Raw genomic sequence first — 14,900 nt, forward strand, 5'->3', positions numbered from 1 at the left:
ATTTCTGGCGCTCTTTGCGCGGCCTACGCTCGTTCATGGAATTCAGAACTAGTGTATAGCTCTGGCCGGACGAGACACCCCAGCTTGCAGGAACGGGCGGCCACGGCGGCCGCAGCTTGCCCACGCACTTGGTCATCATTCCCTCGCTTTGCTTTCCGGCAGTATCTACCGTTTAGGTAAGCTTTCAATAGGTTTCTTGCTGGGATGGTCCACCGTAGCGCGTGACGAACCAGCCGACCCTAACCCATTCCCATTTGTAGGAGGGCACGGCTCCGCTTACTTTTGGTAAGTCAACTATTCAACTATTCCTCTACCGCTCGTTCATGAAGCACGCTTTACTTCTTTACACAGCCGGGACGCTTACCCTGCTCGGCTGTAAGAAATCTACTCCCACGGACCCAACCCCAACGCCCTCCGTCGCCTACCAAGGAACCGTGGTCATGGTGGATGAATTTGGAACGCCGAAGGCCGACCGCAGCTCGGTCAGCGTCACCGTGACGGATACGTCGCCCAACTGGGTTGTGCGCACGGACGCACAAGGGGCCTTTAAAATGCCGCTGGGCAATGTAACCGCTGGCACCCATCAGCTACGCTTCTCCTACGCGGGGTATGGCACGTTCGTGATGGACAATGCCGCCACCGGCAGCCCGATTCCTCCTATCACCTTGGGCCAAGTATCCACCACCCACACGACCGTGACCGCTTCCAAGAACGGCACGGCTTATGTGATTCAGGGCAGCGTCGCCGAGCGGCCCACGGCGGCGCAGCCCCGGCCCTACCGACTGTTTTTAACCCGCAGCTTTGCCCCGGCGCCCCCGCTGCCCATTGCCAATGCATATTACCTGTCCGTGGGCGGGGTCCCCGCTGCCGATGGTTCTTTCACGGTCAGCTTAACCGCCAGTGACCTTACGGCGGCCGGCTTCCGAACCGGAGACGATGTGCTGGTCTATGCCGCGGGCGATAACCCCGCTGCCAGCACGTACATCGACTTTGCGACGGGCAAAAAAGTGTTTCCCGCATCAAACGTAACCTTGAGCAGCACGGCGGCCTCGTTCAGCTTTTAGTAGACCCTTTTTCATGAAAGCTCTTTTACTCGCGGTCTTACTGCCCTTGCCCTTTGGCAGCCACGCCCAGCAGGCACCTGCCCCTTCTGGTACTTCTCCGGCATCGGTACGTCTGGGTACTGCTGCCGATACGACGTTGCACGTCATTGACAAGACCCTACTATTCGCCTGGGGCACCATCAAGCGCATGGACGGGCAGGAAGTACAGGCCTACCTGCCGGTGTTTACCCAGTATCCCGGGATGGATTTTCCCTTCGACTACTATTTTACCCCGCCCGAGGTCAAGCCCACCCCGCCGCGCCAAACAATTGCCGTCGAGCAGGTGCACAGCATGACGGCGGGGCCCTACTACTTTGAAACCATGCGGCTGGAAGGCCAAAAAAAGGCTAAAATTCTGGCCCAACGCATGGCCCATGGCCCCGTGGAATTGTTTCTGCAAGCCGAGCAACAGCGGGCCCCGTTGCCCATCCCGGTACCGGGCGCCATCCTGCACACGGCCATCCCCTACACCAACAGCCATTTCTTTGTGCGCCGCAACGGCCGCTTACAGCAAGTGGAACGCGCCTCGTTTGGCCCGCAGATGAGCCAGTACCTGGCCGACTATCCCGACCTGGCGGCGAAAGTGGCGCGTGGCGAAACCAATTACCACTACCGCGACCTGGTCAGCATTATTACGGAGTACAATCAACACACGGCGACCTCTCCGGCCCGTAGCGGCCAGTAGGATTCGGTTGTGAAAGCAGAAGGGTTGTTCGACACGTCGAGCAACCCTTCTGCTTTATATACCCGCGGCGTTCCTGCCGAACGTAATCCCCACCAATCCGGGCAACCCGTGGTGCTTCCGGCAGGGGCCGTTGGCACCGTTCAGGTCGTCGACCTCGTTGCGGTGGTGGAGGCCCGCCGGACGCCGTCGGCCGGGATAAAAGCTCCCTGGTTCCTGCCCATACGCCCTTCCCCGTTAATACAGGTTCGGCTTGAGCACGCCTTTTTTTTCGTAGCGCGCCTTGTTCATCTCGTAGTGCATGCTCGTCATCATGTTCAAGTAGTCCTTCAACGGCCCGAGCTGGTACGCTTTTCGGCGCTGGTCCACGTTAGCCGAATCCAGCAGCCCGATTTTGGGAATCGCGCGTCCGGTCGTGGCCACCTCGTACGTGACCTGGGTACCAAACAATTGCTTCAAGCCCGCGTTCACTTGCACGCGGTCGTACAGCAACGCATAATCGCTGGGTTTGGCATTCCCTTTTTTTACTTCCCGGTTCATGGCCGGCAGCACGGCTCGTTGGAAAGCCGGGTACTTATCACAGTGCTGCACCAAGAGCCAAAAATGGGTTGAACCATCCGGGCCCACTTGGTTGAAACCTAAAAAGCCATATCTTTTGAACAGGCGCTCGACCCGTTCCTTATTGCTCGTAAAAACGCTGTCTTTAAAGCTTTCCCATCGTTTGGGGGGATACTGTTGATACTTACCCTGCGGGATGTACGCGGCAATCTGGTCCACCTGGGCCATTTGCGCTAACTCCGCTTGAAGCTGCGACTTCTTAGTTGCGGTCAGCGTGGTGGCGCAACCCGCCAGCAACAGCGGAAGAACAACCAAGCAAAAAAAGGGGGTTAAGCGTAGTGACTTCATACACAATGGCCGCTATTCAGCGTTATGTCATAAAAACGGCACAGAAGCGACAGGTGCTACGCCTGGGCCTTAGATGCTATCCATCTTGCACACTAGGTTGCCTTGTAGGTAGTAAGGGGCAAACCGAACGTTGGGTCCCGTCAGCGAGCTATTCAGCTCAGTTTGCCGGACCACCTTCCCATTGACGAGTATTTCGGCCTTAAGGCGAGTCGTAGGCCCCGGTCGCGTCGAAAAACGGTTGTCGACGCTACGAAAGCCGATTTCAGCGGCGACGTAGTCTTTGGGTTCCCGAGGCCCTAAATTGAATGTTTCGGCATACGACGAAGTCGTGATGGCGGTATTCACCGTCGTGGACTCGTAGGGAAACATGGACCGGTAGTCCATTTTGAAGGTGGCCTTGACGTAGGCCCCCATCCCCGTTAAATCGGTGCCCGTAACCCGCACCTGCACGGCCGGGTTGGCGGCGGTGGTGGGCGGAGTGGGGGGGGCAGGGTCCGCTTTCTTAGCGCAACCCGATAAGGTTAGCAGAAACAGAAGAACGGGTAGCGGCTTGTTCATGGGGTAGAGAAATAGGAGTGTGGTAGAAACAATCGGAGGACAGCTCAGTCGTGGACGAAATTAATCCAATATCTCCGGATAGTAATGTTTGCCATATTCCTCGCTTTTTGTTGCTGGCAGCGGAAAGCATTGGCCTCGCAACTTCGACGCCACCGCCAGAGCTGACAGCGACCGGGGCCGCCACCATGCCTGGCCGGCAGTTCCATGTCTGTGCCACCGCGTAGTAGGCGCCAGAACCGAACGGGCCAACCGTTGCGTGCTCAGCCTTGACCGCACCAGTCCCAAGTACCCGTTGCTGGTCATCGTCAAGCCTGAGCTGGTGGGCAGGCTCCAGCTGCCACCCGCCAAGCTGAAGTGGCGGGTGGTGCTGGTGCAAGGCTACGTTCACGCAGCCGAGGGCTTCACCTCGCAAACCTGGCTCGCTCGGGCCCCGGCGCTGTACGTGCCGGCCCCTTCACCCTCCCAAATCCGGCGCATGGTCTGGTGCTGGAAATCCTCGATAATCTTGGCGTAGATGAGGGTGGTTTGCACCTTCTTATGCCCAAGGACTTTCTGCAGCACCTCCACCGGCATTCCCCGCAGCAGGCTCTGCGTGGCAAACGTGTGGCGGGCCGTGTGCATCGTCACCAGCTCGCACTTGGGCACCGCGGCCCGCACGATGCCGCCGCCCTCGGTGCTCACCAGGTCGGCCGCGCCCGTCAGCCCCGCCAGCCGGGCCACCCGCTTCAGGTACTTGTTCATCACCTGGTTCGGATGCACCGGCAGCAGCTTGAGCCGCTCGGGGTCGTTGTATTTGTCCAGAATAGCCGAAGCCGCCGCCGTCAGGTAGATGCTGACCCCGGCCCGCGTCTTGCTCATCATCAGCCGCAGCAGCCGCCCGCCGTCCCATTCGTGCAGGTGCCCCCGGTGCAGCCCCGCCACGTCCGAATAGCGCAGCCCGGTATAGCAGCAGAACAGAAAGATGTCCCGCGTGGGCACCAGGTTAGCCGGCAGCATTGCCGAGGCCAGCCGCTCCAGGTCCGAGCCCGTCAGGTACAGCTTGGGGGTATCAAAAGACTTAATCACCAGCTTGCGTACCTCGATGCCAACAGTTACCCCCCGCTCGTCCCGCAGCCACCGCAGAAACGATTTCAAGTCTTTCATGGCCGTCACCAATGAGTTGGGCGCCAGCTTCCGCACTTCGCGCAAATACACCAGCAGCCGGTCGTGCAGCTCCAGGCTGTACGTAACCGGGTCCAGCAGCTGCCCGGCCCATTCCTCAAAGCCGGCCATCCAGTTGCGGGTTACGAGGTGGTGGCGCAAGGTTTCCCGCGCATACCCCCGCGCCAGCATCGAGCGCCGGTACTCGTCATACCACACCGTCACCGACTCCTGCTCGGCTACCGCCGCTTCCGGCTCGGGTTTCGGCCGCAGCACCTCGCGCAGGCCGGCCAGCGTCGGCGCTTCGCCCGCCGCCCGTAGCTTGCGCCACCACGCCAGCGTATCGGCCGCCAGCCGCGCCAGCAAAAGGTTGGCTTCCTCCGCCAGGGGGTAGGAAGCGCGAAACCGCTGCCGGTCCGCGTTCCAGTCCACCGGCTTACACTTCTCACCGGTGGCGCATTTCAGGCGAGCCCCGTCGAAGTATACCACCAGGTGCACCGGGCACTTTCCGGCCTTGTCTTTCTTATCCGTTCGCAACACAAATTGGGTAACCATACACAGGGGGCGTCAGGGGGGGCGTCCCTCGCGTAGGGAACCCCCGGTTTCGCGTCGGGAAGGACCGAGACCCCCGAACGCAAAAAACCCGGAAAACCCCTTTCACGACGTGAGAAGGCATTTTCCGGGTGTTCCGGGTGTGCATGTATGAGCCTCTTATTGGACTCGAACCAACGACCTGCTCATTACGAATGAGCTGCTCTACCAACTGAGCTAAAGAGGCTTGTTACCCCACCAACGGTTTTGGAGGGGGCTGCAAAGATAGGCAACCCGCCGGAAGACCTGCAACCGCGACCGTAGAAAATTTAGTAACCCGGCCGCAAACTCCGCGTTTGATTGCTGACCACTACCGTCCGCCCATGAAACTCCTTCCTTCCCTTGCCGCCGGCCTGGCCGGTGCCACCGCCCTCACCGCGCTGCACGAAACCGCCCGCCGCCTGCGCCCCCAGGATGCCCCACGCATGGACGTGCTGGGCATGCGCGGCCTGCGCAAGCTATTGCGCAAAGCCGACGCCCCGCAGCCCGACGAAGACACGCTCTTTAACTGGACCATGGCCGGCGATATACTATCTAATAGCCTTTACTACAGCTTGGTGGGTAGTGGCCGCCACGCCCTGCGTCGGGGCCTGGTGTTGGGAGTGGCGGCGGGAGCGGGCGGTGTGCTCCTGCCCGGTCCGCTGGGCCTGGGCAATGGCCCGAGCAACCGCACGACCCAAACCCAGCTCATGACGGTGGCCTGGTACACGGTGGGCGGACTGGTGGCCGGCGCCGTGGCCCGCACCCTGCGGCGCTAAGGCCGCGCCGGCACCAAACCCCGGCTAAAGTATGTTGTTGAGCCAGCCGTCAGCAGGCGCTGGTTGTACCTTGCGGCGGCATTCTCGTTCTAGCTTTTATGCGTTTCTGGCTCATCTTCATCCTTCTCTTTTTTGCAGTGCGCTACGTGCTGCCCATCGTGTTGCGGCTGGTACTGAGCGGCTTTGTGCGCAAGCAAATGCGCAACGGCGGCTTTGGGATGCCCCCGCAGGCCCAGGCCGGCCCCACGCGGGCTCCGGGCGAAATACGCGTAGATTATGTGCCGCCCGTGGCCCCGGAGGCCGATAAGCCTGCCGGGTTTAAAGGCGGCGAATACGTTGATTTTGAGGAAGTAAAATAACCCGGGTAGGGCAGGGGTAAGGGCGGAGCGAAAGCCGCGCGGCTCAACTGCCGTGGCTAATTCGGTGGGGGCAGGCAGAATAGCGGGGCCATAAGTTGAGCCATCGTGCGGTTCTACTGTACCTTCGGGCACGTTTTTGTGTTCCCTAAAATTGCCCTAATGGCTGCTGTTGCTTCTGCTTCTTCTGTTTCGTCCGCGCCGTGGTGGCAGCGGGCTTTGCCCCACGTGCTGGCGGTGCTGTTTTTCGTGGTGCTGGCTTGCCTCTACTTCTCGCCCATCATGTTCGAGGGCAAGACCTTAGCCCAACACGACATCACGCAGTTTCAGGGCGGTGCCCACGAGGCCCAGGAATACGCCAAGGCCATGGGCAAAGAAGCCCTGTGGACGAACTCCATGTTTTCGGGCATGCCCACCTACCTCATCAGCCTGCACTTCCCGGGCGACTGGTCGGTGTATTTGCAGAAGGTGCTGACCCTGGGGCTGCCCGCTGTGGTGGCCAACCTCTTTCTGGCCTTGCTCTGTGGCTACATTCTGCTGGTGGCGCTGGGCGTGCGGCCGTTGGTGGCCGTGGCCGGGGCCGTGGCGCTGGGCTTTTCGAGCTACAACCTCGCCATTCTGGCCGCGGGCCACAACACCAAGAGCCTGGCCCTGGCCTACGCGCCCCTGGTGCTGGGCGGCCTGCTGGTCACCTATCGCCGCGACAAGTGGCTGGGGGCGGCCCTGTTTGCCGTGGGCCTCACGCTGAACGTGCACGTCAACCACCTGCAGATTACTTACTACCTGCTGCTGCTGGTGGCCCTGTTCGGTATTTTTGAGCTGGTGGCCGCGGCGCGTGCCGGCCGGCTGCCCGAGTTTTTCAAGCGCACCGCTCTACTTGGGCTGGGCGCTGCCTTGGCCGTGGGCGTGAGCTTTGGCCGCTTGTATACCACGCTGGAATACAGCAAGTACAGCAATCGCGGCCGGACGGAATTGAAAACCCCCGCGCCCAACGCCCCGGGCCAGGCGGCTGCGGCCAACCCCGAGGAGGCCAGCACCGGCGTCGACCGCGACTATGCGTTTCAGTACAGCTACGGCGTGGGCGAAACCATTACCCTGCTGATTCCCAACTTCTATGGCGGCGCCAGCGCCATGCCGCTCGGCCCCGAGTCTAACCTAGCCAAAGCCGGCCTGCCCCCGGAGTACCTGAACGGCATGCCCACCTACTGGGGGCAGCAGAGCTACACGGCCGGCCCGGTGTACATGGGCGCGGTGGTGTGCTTCCTGTTTATTCTGGGCTTGTTTGTGGTGGATAAGCGCACGCGGTACTGGCTGCTGGCCGGCACTGTGCTGTCCATTCTGCTGGCCTGGGGCAAGAACTTCGAGTCGTTCAACTACCTGATTTTCGACTTGCTGCCGGGCTACAACAAGTTCCGGGCGGTGAGCATGGCGCTGGTAATCGCGCAGCTGGCCATGCCCATCCTGGGCGCGCTGGCCCTGAGCCGCGTGCTGCGGCCCCGCCCCGCGCCCCATCTCCTGGCCCCGGCCGACCCGCAGCTGCACCCCGCCCTGGCCAAAGCCGCCAAAGCGGCCGGCACTGGCTCAACTGCGCCGGTGGCCTCGCCGGAAGCGGCGACCCTGCTGCCTAAGGTGCTCTACGCGGGCGCCATCACGGCGGGCCTCTGCCTGCTGGCGTACCTGGCCAGCTTCAGCTTCGATTTTGCCGCGCCCATTGATAATGAGCTGACCAAGCAGGGCTTTACGCCACAGCTGCTGAGTGCCCTGCGCGCCGACCGCGCCGACCTGCTGCGCAACGACGTGTGGCGCGGGCTGCTGTTCATCGGCGCGGCGCTGGCCGTGCTGTACTTCCACCTCAAGGGCCGCCTGGCCATGGTGCCGGCCGCGGCCCTCATGGTGGCGCTGGTGCTGGTTGACCTGTGGGGCGTGGACAAGCGCTACCTCGGCACCGACAAGTTTCAGCCCACGAGCATTGCCGCCAGCTTCCAGCCCACCCCAGCCGACGAGTTGATTTTGCGCGACACCGCCTTGAGCTACCGCGTGCTCAACATGCAGAACCCCTTCAACGAAGCCCAGACCTCGTACTTCCACAAGAGCATCGGCGGCTACCACGGGGCCAAGCTGCGCCGCTACCAGGACCTGATTGAGCGCCAGATTTCCAACAACAACCAGCAGGTGCTCAACATGCTGAACACGCGCTACCTCCTCACCGGCGACCCCAAGCAACCAGTGCAGCGCAACCCCGGCGCCCTGGGCAACGCTTGGTTTGTGAGCACGGTGAAGACCGTGAACAGCCCCGACGAGGAGATGGCCGCCCTCAGCACCCTGAGCCCTGCCACCGAAGCAGTGGTTGACGCCAGCAAGTTCCCGCAGCAGAAAGCGGCGACCTACGATGCCGCCGGCTCTACCATTACCCTGACCAACTACAGCCCCGACGAGCTCAAGTACCGCTACACCGCCAAGAACGACGGCTTCGTGGTGTTCTCCGAGATTTTCTACGCCGATGGCTGGCAGGCCTTTATCGATGGCAAGCCGGTGCCGCACCTGCGCGCCGACTACGTGCTGCGGGCCATGCCAGTGCCGGCCGGCTCGCACGTCATCGACTTCAAGTTTGAGCCGAAAGCGTACGCCGTGGGCAATGCCGTTTCGCTGGCTTCCAGCATCGTGCTGCTGCTGGTGCTGGTAGGTGCCGGGGTATACCTGGCCCGCCGAAAGCAAGTGGTGGAAGACGACGTGGTGGCCACGGCCGTGCCGGTGGCCTAGCCCAGCGGCTCGCGCCGCCGGCTGCGGATATTCTTAATGCGTGAGGGTGGTGGAGGAGCTTTTGCAGGAAATCGACGAGTCGGCAGCAAGCGCACACGGCGTGCGCTTGCTGCTGTGGCGCGATGACATGGCTCACCCCGACTTGCCCGGCAACAAAGCCCGCAAGCTCAAATACAACCTGGCGGCGGCCCGGGAGCAAGGCCACCACACCCTGCTCACGTTTGGCGGGGCCTACTCCAACCACATCGCCGCCGTGGCTACCGCGGGCCGGCTTTTCGGCTTTGAGACCGTTGGGTTGATTCGGGGCGATGTCCCGGCCCCGGGCGCAGCGCTAGCGGGGCTCAACCCGACCCTGGCCCAGGCCGCGGCCGACGGCATGGCCCTGCACTACCTGGACCGCAGCACCTACCGCCGCCGCTCCGAGCCTGATTTTATTGCCGAGCAGCTCGCCCGTTTCGGCCCGGCCTACGTGCTGCCCGAGGGCGGCACCAACATCCTGGCCCTGCGCGGGTGCGCCGAACTGGTGGCCGAAATCCAGGCCCGAACCGACTTTGATGCCCTGGCCGTAGCGGCGGGCACGGGCGGTACCTTGGCGGGCCTGCTCACGGGACTGGCGGGCCGGCAGCAGGCCGTGGGCGTGGCCGCCCTGAAAAATGGCGGCTTTCTGCGGGCCGAAGTCGACGCCCTGACCCAGCAGGCAGTGGGGCAGGTCTTTACCAACTACGCGCTGCACACCGACTATCACTTCGGGGGCTACGCCAAATACTCGGCCGAACTGCTGAAATTTATTGAGCTGTTTCGGGCGCGGCACGGGGTGCTGCTGGACCCCATTTATACCGGCAAGCTACTCTTTGGGGTGCTCGACTTGATTCGGCAAGGCCATTTCCGGCGGGGCAGCACGGTGGTGACTATTCATACCGGGGGGCTGCAGGCGTGGGCGGGGTGGCACGCACGGTTCGGGACTTCGGGCTGAGCGCCGGAGCCGGCAGCCGCCAGCGGGCGGTGAGCTCCAGCGCGGCCAGCACGAACACCACCGACAGTACCGGCGCCAGAAACCGCACGTCCCAATCATCGACGGTGAGCATGATGATGGCCGTTTGCAGCAGAAACACTGCCGCCAGAAACACCCGCGCCGGGCGCCAGATAGCCCCGCGCCGGGTAGCCAGCGCCGCCAGCCAATAGGCCGGCCACAGCACCAGCACGCCCACCACGCGGTGCGCCAGGGAATAATGCGGCTTGAGGTAGCTGATGAAAATGAACAGCTTCCCCACCATCAGGCGGCCCAGGTACAGGGGGTTGTGCACCCCGAAGTAGAGCACCCGCGCCACCGGCCCGGTGCCGGGCGGCGGCATCTGCAGCGGCTGGGCCTGGTGCACGGCCCACAGCTGGTAGCGGAAAATCAGCTCGCCGCGCTGATAGGTATCCATGAGGTAGTAGGTGGCCAGCTGGTGGTTGAGTGCCTGCCACAGCAGGGGCGAGAGCAGCACCAAAAGCAGGAGTGCCGCGCGCCAGGGCCGGCGGTCACGGCGCCGGCGCAGCACATCAAGCCCCGCGAGCCCGGCGGCCAGCCCCACCATAAAGCCGTTGGGCCGGGCCAGGGCCGTAAGAGCAAGTACGATAATCAGCCAGGCCCAATCCTGGCTCTGGCCGTGGCGCACGCGGCTGAAGGCTCCGAACGACAACGCCACCAAGCTGATAAAGAGCGACTCGGTGAGCAGAAATACGTTGAACTGCTGGATGTCGGGCCAGGTAATGAAGAGGAGCGTGGCCAGTGCAGCGGCCGCCCGCCGACCCCCCGCTAGGCGGCGGGTGCCCTGGTAAATGGCCCGCGTGGCCAGCGCCGAAACAGCCATCTGGCCCGCCACGATGCCCCACCAGCCCAGGCCCAGCCAGAGCCAGATGCTCTGGAAGAGCGGGTAGAGCACGTAGCGCAGGTTGTGGCCGGGCGCGAAGTAGCCGCGCTCGGCAATGTCATGGGCATATTCGAGGTAGCGGGCGCTGTCGTTGGCGAAGTGCGGGCCGTGGTGCTGCCGCAGGTATACCAGCTGCACCAGCACCCACAGCCCCGCCAGCACAGCCGGATGGTGCGGCCACAGGCGCAGGCCCCACGCACGAATGAAGGAGAATAAGCGCATCGGCCACAAAGCTAGGCCCCCGCTCGGCCCAACGCCGCACCGCCGGCCCCGTACTGTAGCGCATATGAACCTTATCCGCCTTATTCGTCGGCTGCTACCGCTCTTGTTTCTGGTGGGCCTGGGCTGGCTGCTGTGGAGCAAAGTGAGCCCGGCGCTCCGCGACCTGAACCCTTTGGCCAGCGCAGGCCCGCAAATCACCGTGACCCACAATACGGTGCTGACACAGGTAGAAGCCCTGGGCCGGCTGGAGCTGGTGCGCTACCGCTTCAAGGACGTGGTGGAGTACAAGCGCCGCGCCTACCGGTTTTTGCCTGAATCGAAAGTGGCCCTTGTAGTGGGCGGCGAGGCCGTGGGCTGCATCGATTTGCGCAAGCTCAAGCCGCAGGACGTGGTGCTGGAAGGCGACTCGGTGGTGCGCGTGGCGCTGCCCCCGCCCGAGCTCTGCAGCTTCCAGGTCAACCACAACCAAAGCCGCGTGTTCAGCACCGAAAACGCCTTGTTTCAGGATGCCGAGCTGATAGACGAAGGCTACAAATACGCCGAAGCCCAGGTGCGCAACGCCGCGCTGCAGTCGGGCATCCTGGCCGAGACCCAGCGCAACGCCGAGCAGATTCTCGTGCCCATGCTGCGCACGCTTACCGGCCGCCGGGTGGTATTGGGCCAACAAATGCGCCTGCCCAAGCCCGGGCCCAAGCAATAGCCAGCGGCTACGCCATGGCCTGCATCTTGTCGTTTTGGTGGCGCAGGCGCTGGCACAGCACCCGCAGGATGTTGCGCAGCACCTCGGGCCGGTCGCCCATCACGTCGTAAAAATCGTCCTGGTCGAGGCGCAGGGCCATCACCGGCTCCAGGGCGCGGGCCGTGGCCGAGCGCGGCTCGGCATCGAGCAGCGCCAGCTCGCCAAAAAAGTCGCCGGCCTCGAACGTGGTGAGCTGCTGCCCGCCGTTGTAGATGCCCACCGTGCCCTCGTGCACAATAAACAGCGACCCGCCCTGGTCGCCCTTGGCAAAAATCTCCTCGTCGGCCGCGAATCCCACCTCGTTCATGATGGGTACGATGGCGCTGAGCACGTGCTCGGGCGTTTCGGCAAACAAGGCGGTGTGTTGCAGAATCCGGACCCGCTCGGCGGCGGATACGCGGGCGGAGTCGGAATCGGGGAGCATGGGGAAGGGCGGCGCCGCGTGGGGCCAGTGGTGGAGCAACGCTTTGTGAACAATGGGCTGGGTTTCGGCCAGGCGGCGCAGCGCGGCAACGGCGCTTTCGCGCACAAGCCGGTTTTGGGCCCGCAAATGGGGGAGCAGGGCTTTTACCGTGGTAGCAGTGGGCTTCCAGGTTTGCAGGGCCTGGGCCAGGGTCCAGTCGGCAAACGCGGCCAAGCCCTGCACGGCCACCAGCTCGGCCACCGGGGGCAGGACGGCGGGCGGCGGACCCAGCAGCTCGTCGAAGGCCCGGGCCTTGGCGGCGGCCGGGGCCGGGTCGAGCAGCGTGAGCAGGCCCTGGTACACCTGCGCCGGAATGAGGTGGCGGAGCAATTCCAGCGCCGTGGCCTGGCGCTCGGGGGCGGCGTGGGCCACCGTGCGCTGCGCCTGGGCAATGAGCTGCGGCGAATACAGCCGAACGAGCAGGCCAAACAAGCGGCTTTGCACGCCCTGCAGCTCGTAGGCCAGGGCCTTGGCCAGCGGCGCTGGAGCGGTGGCCTGGCCGTGCAGCAGCTGCCGGGCCAGCTGCAGCTCGCGCTGCACCACGGCTTCAAACACGGCGGCTTCGGCCGGCTCGGGTCGGGGAGTGGTGGCGCGCAGGGCCGCGGCCCGCGCAAACAGGTTTTCGTTTCGAATCAGCTCCACCATCAGCTGGCGGCTGGCGGGGGTATTAAACAGGGCAGCAGCCTGCACCAGGCGGCGCAGCAGGGCCGGGTCGTCGGTGGCCAGCGCGGCGGGCAGGGCCGCCGCCAGGGCCGGAATGGCGGTGGGGCCCAGCTGCTGCAGGCCCGCCGCGGCGGCGCGGTGCTGCCGCGGGTCGCCGAGGGCGGCCACCAGGGCGGGCGCGCTATCGGCTGGCAGCGGCTTGCCCAGGGGCGCTTCTTCGCCCGGCTGGAGGCCCAGCAGCTGCTGCAAGCTTTGTCGGAAAGTCATTGACGAAAAAGAAGATGAGCGAAGAACTCCGCGGTGCAAGTTAAGGGGCGGGCTACCGGCCGGGCCAGAAGGCGTGCCTGAGCGGGAACAGCCGACGGCAGAGAAGGGGCCGCATCCAAACCAGCGAAGCTGGGCTAAAACTGTGGGGCGGTACTGAGCTCAGGGCCGGCCGGTGGCTGCTACTCGTCGTCCTCGGGCGCTTTGCCCAAGTCGTCGAGCGCGATTTTTATCAGGTCCTGCTCGTAGCCTTTGCCGGTGAGGTACTGCGAGATTTTCATGCGGCGCACCCGCGGGTTCGACTCCTTTTCCTGGCGGTCTTTCTTTTCCATAATCTCCACCAGATTCTGGTAGTACTCCTCGCCATCAATCTCCTTCATGCCCGACTTGATGCAAAACTCGCTGAGGCCTTTCTGCTTGAGCTCCTGCAGGATGCGTCGGCGGCCCCACTTCTTCTGGCGGTAGTGCCCGCGCACAAAGGCCTTGGCAAACCGCTCTTCGTCCAGCAGCTTTTCGCGGCTCAGGCGGATGATAATCTCGCCGGATTCGTCCTCGTCCAGCCCGTAGGAGCGCAGCTTTTGCTCCACTTCTTTCTGGGTGCGCTCCTGGTAGGCGCAGAAGGCCGCAATCTTTTGCAGGGCCTCGCCGGGCGTGTACTGCTTGGGCGTTTTGTCGGGGCTTTTAAACATTTAACAGTTATCAATTAACATTTATCAGCCGTTCGGCTTTTGCTTTCGGCGGCTCCTGTCTAACAACGCTGGCTCAAGTTCGTTACCCGGGCCGGCCGGTGGAGTGGAAATCCTCGAACGTTAAATAAGGTCTGTCAGATGTTAATTGGTAAATGTTAAAGGATATCACGCCCGGCATCCGGCTGATGCTGCTGAGTACCTTGCTGTTTGCGGGCATGAATGCCTGCGTGAAGCAGCTGCACCACCTGCCCGCGCTGGAAATCATTTTTTTTCGCTCCATCTTTTCCATCGTGGCTAGCTACGTGGCCCTGCGGCGGCTAGGCGTGGCCCCGTTTGGCAACAACTACCGCCTGCTCATTAGCCGCGGCAGTACCGGGGCGGTGGCGCTGGTGTGCTATTTTCTGGCCATTCAGCACCTGCCGTTGGCCACGGCCGTCACGGCCCAGTACCTGGCCCCGATTTTTACGGCCGTGATGGGCATCTGGCTGGTGCGCGAGCCGGTGCGCAGCTGGCAGTGGGTGTTCTTCGCCCTTAGCTTTGGGGGCGTGGTGCTGGTGCAGCAGGGCGGGCCCGCCACGCCCAGCGCCGGCCCGGCTGGGCCAGCCGACCTCGGCCTGGTGTACCTGGGCATTGGCGTGCTGGGCGCGCTGCTTTCGGGGCTGAGCTACAACGCCATCCGCAAGCTGCGCGGGCGCGAGCACCCGCTGGTTATTGTCTTCTACTTCCCCTTGATTTCGCTGCCGCTGGCGGCCCTGGGCTGCCTGTTTCACTGGCAAACCCCGCAGGGGAGCGACTGGCTTTGGCTGCTGGTGTGCGGCGCCTTCACGCAGGGCGCGCAAGTGGCCATGACGCGCGCCTACCAGCTGGAGCGCCTCAGCCGGGTGGCGCCGCTCAACTACCTGGGCATGTTTTACGCCCTGGGGTTGGGCTACGTGTTTTTTGGCGAAAGCTTTGGGCCGGTGGCCTATGCCGGCATGGCCATGGTGCTGCTGGGCGTGGGCCTCAATGCCTGGTACACCAGCCACGTAGACGCCCGCTCGGCCAGCTTGCCGCCCGCCGAGGAGGTGGTGGCGTGAGGCGCCGGCGGCAGGCA

The 14,900-nt window shown here is 63.5% G+C and carries 14 protein-coding genes and 1 tRNA gene; 8 read left to right on the forward strand and 7 right to left on the reverse strand.

Annotation, left to right across the window (positions count from 1 at the left end):
- Nucleotides 1-323: 323 nt before the first annotated feature.
- Nucleotides 324-1,064, forward strand: a complete 741-nt coding sequence (locus LJ738_RS10935; protein WP_227786358.1) for a carboxypeptidase-like regulatory domain-containing protein — start codon at nucleotides 324-326, stop codon at nucleotides 1,062-1,064.
- Nucleotides 1,065-1,077: 13 nt separating this feature from the next.
- The gene (locus LJ738_RS10940; protein ID WP_227786359.1) at nucleotides 1,078-1,788 is read left to right on the forward strand and encodes a hypothetical protein; all 711 of its coding nucleotides are present in this window, start codon (nucleotides 1,078-1,080) and stop codon (nucleotides 1,786-1,788) included.
- A gap of 234 nt (nucleotides 1,789-2,022) precedes the next feature.
- Here LJ738_RS10940 and LJ738_RS10945 read toward each other — a convergent pair whose 3' ends face one another.
- The 4 genes from LJ738_RS10945 to LJ738_RS10960 all read right to left on the reverse strand — a co-directional run bounded on the left by LJ738_RS10945 (nucleotide 2,023) and on the right by LJ738_RS10960 (nucleotide 5,167).
- Entirely contained in the window at nucleotides 2,023-2,658 is a 636-nt protein-coding gene (locus LJ738_RS10945) for a DUF6624 domain-containing protein (protein WP_227786360.1), read from the reverse strand.
- 102 nt (nucleotides 2,659-2,760) lie between these two features.
- Nucleotides 2,761-3,249, reverse strand: coding sequence for a hypothetical protein (locus LJ738_RS10950; RefSeq protein WP_227786361.1), 489 nt, complete (start codon nucleotides 3,247-3,249; stop codon nucleotides 2,761-2,763).
- Nucleotides 3,250-3,633: 384 nt separating this feature from the next.
- Complete coding sequence (locus tag LJ738_RS10955; RefSeq protein WP_227786362.1) at nucleotides 3,634-4,944, reverse strand: site-specific integrase; 1,311 nt, start codon at nucleotides 4,942-4,944, stop codon at nucleotides 3,634-3,636.
- 150 nt (nucleotides 4,945-5,094) lie between these two features.
- Nucleotides 5,095-5,167 (reverse strand) — tRNA-Thr (locus LJ738_RS10960).
- 136 nt (nucleotides 5,168-5,303) lie between these two features.
- Between LJ738_RS10960 and LJ738_RS10965 the strand changes: the two genes are divergently transcribed.
- The 4 genes from LJ738_RS10965 (at nucleotide 5,304) to LJ738_RS10980 (ending at nucleotide 9,827) form a co-directional block, all read left to right on the forward strand.
- Nucleotides 5,304-5,738, forward strand: a complete 435-nt coding sequence (locus LJ738_RS10965) for a hypothetical protein (RefSeq protein ID WP_227786363.1) — start codon at nucleotides 5,304-5,306, stop codon at nucleotides 5,736-5,738.
- A gap of 98 nt (nucleotides 5,739-5,836) precedes the next feature.
- The gene (locus LJ738_RS10970; RefSeq protein ID WP_227786364.1) at nucleotides 5,837-6,097 is read left to right on the forward strand and encodes a DUF4834 family protein; all 261 of its coding nucleotides are present in this window, start codon (nucleotides 5,837-5,839) and stop codon (nucleotides 6,095-6,097) included.
- 159 nt (nucleotides 6,098-6,256) lie between these two features.
- On the forward strand, nucleotides 6,257-8,854 hold the full coding sequence (locus tag LJ738_RS10975; RefSeq protein WP_227786365.1) for a YfhO family protein: 2,598 nt from the start codon (nucleotides 6,257-6,259) through the stop codon (nucleotides 8,852-8,854).
- Nucleotides 8,855-8,903: 49 nt separating this feature from the next.
- Complete coding sequence (locus LJ738_RS10980) at nucleotides 8,904-9,827, forward strand: 1-aminocyclopropane-1-carboxylate deaminase/D-cysteine desulfhydrase (protein WP_227786366.1); 924 nt, start codon at nucleotides 8,904-8,906, stop codon at nucleotides 9,825-9,827.
- Here the strand turns inward: LJ738_RS10980 and LJ738_RS10985 are convergent.
- Nucleotides 9,763-10,989, reverse strand: coding sequence for a glycosyltransferase family 39 protein (locus tag LJ738_RS10985; RefSeq protein WP_227786367.1), 1,227 nt, complete (start codon nucleotides 10,987-10,989; stop codon nucleotides 9,763-9,765). The genes LJ738_RS10980 and LJ738_RS10985 overlap by 65 nt on opposite strands.
- 64 nt (nucleotides 10,990-11,053) lie before the next feature.
- Between LJ738_RS10985 and LJ738_RS10990 the strand changes: the two genes are divergently transcribed.
- Nucleotides 11,054-11,689, forward strand: coding sequence for a DUF4230 domain-containing protein (locus LJ738_RS10990; RefSeq protein WP_227786368.1), 636 nt, complete (start codon nucleotides 11,054-11,056; stop codon nucleotides 11,687-11,689).
- 7 nt (nucleotides 11,690-11,696) lie between these two features.
- Here LJ738_RS10990 and LJ738_RS10995 read toward each other — a convergent pair whose 3' ends face one another.
- Both LJ738_RS10995 and LJ738_RS11000 read right to left on the reverse strand, forming a co-directional pair.
- Entirely contained in the window at nucleotides 11,697-13,121 is a 1,425-nt protein-coding gene (locus LJ738_RS10995; protein WP_227786369.1) for a cyclic nucleotide-binding domain-containing protein, read from the reverse strand.
- 179 nt (nucleotides 13,122-13,300) lie between these two features.
- Nucleotides 13,301-13,807 (reverse strand): regulatory protein RecX, encoded by a 507-nt coding sequence (locus tag LJ738_RS11000; protein WP_227786370.1) that lies wholly within the window; start codon nucleotides 13,805-13,807, stop codon nucleotides 13,301-13,303.
- Between the two features lie 152 nt (nucleotides 13,808-13,959).
- Here LJ738_RS11000 and LJ738_RS11005 point away from each other — a divergent pair, with 152 nt between their 5' ends.
- Nucleotides 13,960-14,883: a DMT family transporter gene (locus tag LJ738_RS11005; protein WP_227786371.1), complete on the forward strand. Its 924-nt coding sequence runs from the start codon at nucleotides 13,960-13,962 to the stop codon at nucleotides 14,881-14,883.
- Nucleotides 14,884-14,900: the final 17 nt, after the last annotated feature.

The organism is Hymenobacter plasmatis (assembly GCF_020711255.1).
Lineage (GTDB): Bacteria > Bacteroidota > Bacteroidia > Cytophagales > Hymenobacteraceae > Hymenobacter.

Excerpts from the sequence above, each read along its gene's own strand:
- LJ738_RS10935 (WP_227786358.1), top strand. The coding sequence starts at position 324 with ATGAAGCACGCTTTACTTCTTTACACAGCCGGGACGCTTACCCTGCTC.
- LJ738_RS10940 (WP_227786359.1), top strand. The coding sequence starts at position 1,078 with ATGAAAGCTCTTTTACTCGCGGTCTTACTGCCCTTGCCCTTTGGCAGC.
- LJ738_RS10950 (WP_227786361.1), bottom strand. The coding sequence starts at position 3,249 with ATGAACAAGCCGCTACCCGTTCTTCTGTTTCTGCTAACCTTATCGGGT.
- LJ738_RS10955 (WP_227786362.1), bottom strand. The coding sequence starts at position 4,944 with ATGGTTACCCAATTTGTGTTGCGAACGGATAAGAAAGACAAGGCCGGA.
- LJ738_RS10965 (WP_227786363.1), top strand. The coding sequence starts at position 5,304 with ATGAAACTCCTTCCTTCCCTTGCCGCCGGCCTGGCCGGTGCCACCGCC.
- LJ738_RS10970 (WP_227786364.1), top strand. The coding sequence starts at position 5,837 with ATGCGTTTCTGGCTCATCTTCATCCTTCTCTTTTTTGCAGTGCGCTAC.
- LJ738_RS10975 (WP_227786365.1), top strand. The coding sequence starts at position 6,257 with ATGGCTGCTGTTGCTTCTGCTTCTTCTGTTTCGTCCGCGCCGTGGTGG.
- LJ738_RS10985 (WP_227786367.1), bottom strand. The coding sequence starts at position 10,989 with ATGCGCTTATTCTCCTTCATTCGTGCGTGGGGCCTGCGCCTGTGGCCG.
- LJ738_RS10990 (WP_227786368.1), top strand. The coding sequence starts at position 11,054 with ATGAACCTTATCCGCCTTATTCGTCGGCTGCTACCGCTCTTGTTTCTG.
- LJ738_RS10995 (WP_227786369.1), bottom strand. The coding sequence starts at position 13,121 with ATGACTTTCCGACAAAGCTTGCAGCAGCTGCTGGGCCTCCAGCCGGGC.
- LJ738_RS11000 (WP_227786370.1), bottom strand. The coding sequence starts at position 13,807 with ATGTTTAAAAGCCCCGACAAAACGCCCAAGCAGTACACGCCCGGCGAG.
- LJ738_RS11005 (WP_227786371.1), top strand. The coding sequence starts at position 13,960 with ATGTTAAAGGATATCACGCCCGGCATCCGGCTGATGCTGCTGAGTACC.